Source organism: Vibrio sp. 10N.247.311.47, from assembly GCF_041467535.1.
GTDB lineage: Bacteria > Pseudomonadota > Gammaproteobacteria > Enterobacterales > Vibrionaceae > Vibrio > Vibrio crassostreae_C.
The window spans coordinates 1-1557 of the sequence record NZ_JBFSUR010000099.1 but is presented as its reverse complement, the minus strand read 5'-3'; the positions used below and the strand labels follow the sequence as shown (position 1 = coordinate 1557).

The 1557-nt window shown below is 53.6% G+C and carries 2 protein-coding genes; both read left to right on the top strand.

The annotated features are described in order from the left end of the window. Positions 1-285 (top strand): hypothetical protein (locus AB6E51_RS24375; protein WP_372140308.1); only part of this gene is annotated, 285 nt, incomplete at its 5' end. After that, a partial coding sequence (locus tag AB6E51_RS24370; RefSeq protein ID WP_372140306.1) for an ATPase, T2SS/T4P/T4SS family occupies positions 285-1557 on the top strand: 1273 nt, incomplete at its 3' end. The genes AB6E51_RS24375 and AB6E51_RS24370, both read left to right, overlap by 1 nt.

Sequence of the window (1557 nt, the reverse complement as noted above, 5' to 3'; positions counted from 1 at the left end):
TTGGAAACCGAGTTGAGCCTCATCGGTGCCCCCGTCAGCGTGACCCCGGTGGTGAATACGTCTTCAAGAGCGTCAAAGGAGGTGCAAACCGCCGGCTTGATGCTGGGCAGCCTTGTGCAAATCGACAACGGCGCGTGGCAAGCCCGCATTAACGTGCATGGCCGTTGGCATAAAGTGCAAAAAGGCACCGTGGTCGGAACCTTGTCGATTATCAGCGTGAGTGAGCAAGGCGTTCGTTTACGTGATAACGGCGCGCAGCGCTTTCTACGCATGGAGGGTTTTTGATGAATGAATCCAGACATGACCTGTCTTTATTGCACGACCAAACCTTACTTGAGCTGTGCATCGAAGATGGCCACACCATTGTGGATGAGGAGGGGGTGATTTGGGTGGACTGTTATGACAGCCCAAAATACGCCGATATTCGCCGTTACGTGCAAGAGACGGAATCGCTCAGTGACGGGCGCTTTTTTGCGCGCGCCCCGATGGTGAAGTTAACCGATGAGACGCGCGTACAAACCTTACTAGATATGGCGCGCACGCTACTCAATCAAGAGACGCAAGCAGCGTTGGAGTCGGCCTATGGCGATAAACTGACGCAGCTATGTCAAGCGGCGGTGGAGGTCAAAGCCTCTGATATTCACCTTGAAGTGCATCGCAACAGTACCTCTATTTTGCTGCGCGTGGATGGACGCCGTGAAAGGCTCAAAACCTTTGCCGGCGGAGAGAGCGCTGAGCGACTCGACCGTGCGATGGGTCAATCCTTAGCGGCGTACACGTTCAGCTTGGGTAACTCCAACTATTCACCCAGACTGCCACTCAATGACCGCTTTGAGCTTCCTTGTTCAGTCACAAAGCTGGATGAGGAAGGGCAAAGTCACCGCGTGACTATGATGGTGGAGTGGCGCGTTGCGATGATGCCACTCAGTCACGGCATCAAATTGGTGCTGCGTTGTTTGACGCCCCTTGGTGAGCCTCTCACGCTAGACAATATGGATTTATTGCCTGCTCAGCGTGACTTGCTGGAAAGTAAAATGCAGCGACGCTCAGGCATTATTGTGCTCACCGGCCCCATGGGCTCAGGCAAAACCTCGTTAGTGTACGCCTTGTTTGATACGGTTGACCGCGTGGCGCGTTGCTGCCATACGCTCGAAGACCCGATTGAGTTTGAACAAACGGGCATCACAAAAACCTTGGTTGAGCCCAAGCGTGAGTTGGTCGATGGCTCGGGGCAATACCTAGATTACACCTTCTATGCCTTAGAGCAGCTTCGCCAAGACATCGATATCACCTCGTTTGGTGAGCTTCGAAGTCATGACACCACCAAAGAGTTTACGCGCAAAGGTGAAACGGGTGGTTTAGCTCTCTCAACCTTGCACGCCAACAGCGCCCTTGGGGTGCCGGCTATTTTTATTGAGCAGCTCGGCATCCCGTCTTCCATTGTTTCTGCGCCAGGATTGATGCAGCTCTTTACCCACCAAAAGCTGGTGCGAAAGTTGTGCCCGCACTGCGCCTTAACCTTGGATGAAGCGAAAGCGGCTTATGACCATCACGATG